Raw genomic sequence first — 1,394 nt, forward strand, 5'->3', positions numbered from 1 at the left:
TAACCACCAGATCTTGGTTAGAAAGAGCCTTTAAAAATGATTTAAAGCCCAATCCGTTATTTTTAAATTGGAAGTGTTTTCCTTCTGAACTGGCAACATCAAATAGATCTTTACTGATGTCTACTTCATAAATTTGATTATTTTTATTCATAAGAATTTGATTAGGAAAGGACACCTACTTTGTTTTCATCGACTTAAAAACGAGATCTAGGTCTCATAGAACTAAACGAAATTGAAGTAGAAAAGAGAGGGGATTATCAATGTTGACGGAATCTAAAGTTCCCACGGTTCATATAACCTTACTCCTCTCTTTTGTTCTTTCTAGTTAATTGCTAAAAGTTAGAAATCAAACTTAAGACGGNGAGAGGGGATTATCAATGTTGACGGAATCTAAAGTTCCCACGGTTCATATAACCTTACTCCTCTCTTTTGTTCTTTCTAGTTAATTGCTAAAAGTTAGAAATCAAACTTAAGACGGTTAATCGCCAATAAGCGGCACCGTTAGGAAGAAAATAATTATCTTAACCAACGAACCATTACTAAGCCGACAACTCCGCGTCCCCTACTCCGCCAACTGGCGATAACCGAGACAGTTGTGCGTAATTAAACCACTCAAACCTAAAAAAATGAATATAAAATTATTTAACGAACGTCCAATTGATTATTGGTTTCAAAAGACCTTTAAAACCGCAATAAATGAGGTGGATGGAATACACCAGTACAATTTGACAGAAGAAAACGTTGATAAACTCACGGACGAAATCTTTAATCAATATAAAGAAAAACATTTAAGAGTTGACTTTTCTAAAAAATCTGCAAATGTTGAAATGGCTCAAGTTTCAGGTAAATTTTTTCCACCCGGCACTGATGTCATTCGCAACAAAAATTATTCTTGTGCAAAGGTAACTTGGACTTTTAATATTCAGCAGAGCTCCAAATTTTTATATGCTTCACCAACAAATCACCGATTTGAAATAGTGAGTGCTGAAATTGACAATCTAGAAAAACTACGCATTCATTATCAAACCAGATATGGCAATACGGAATTAAGTGAAACTTTAAAAAAGGAAGTTAAAAATTGGATTACGGACTTAGTTCCTAAGATGGAAAACACAATTTTGCTAATAAACAAAGAGATTGATGTATTTAATGAGGAAATGAAACCTAAAATAAAAAAGCGAATTGAAGAACGAGTTGCGGAAATTGAAAAGAAAAATAAACAAAATGACGATTTAGCTGACTTTTAAAATAACTACGCACAACAACGGCTCCTATGAAAAGCAATAATCGGCTTTCTCAAATTTAATATTTTATTTTTTCTTTACTTCATTCCGCTAAAATTTTAGAGCATTGAATTTTTGATGAAGCTCTGCTTCAGTAGAAATTCAATGCAA

1 protein-coding gene is annotated in these 1,394 nt (G+C 33.0%); it reads left to right on the top strand.

Translation table 11 applies throughout. The features are described 5' to 3' along the window. The first annotated feature begins 626 nt into the window (after positions 1-626). Positions 627-1,247 (top strand): hypothetical protein, encoded by a 621-nt coding sequence (locus tag ACOV1Q_RS15845; protein ID WP_424495379.1) that lies wholly within the window; start codon positions 627-629, stop codon positions 1,245-1,247. The last annotated feature ends 147 nt before the right edge of the window (positions 1,248-1,394 follow it).

The organism is Salinimicrobium maris (assembly GCF_049680855.1).
GTDB lineage: Bacteria > Bacteroidota > Bacteroidia > Flavobacteriales > Flavobacteriaceae > Salinimicrobium.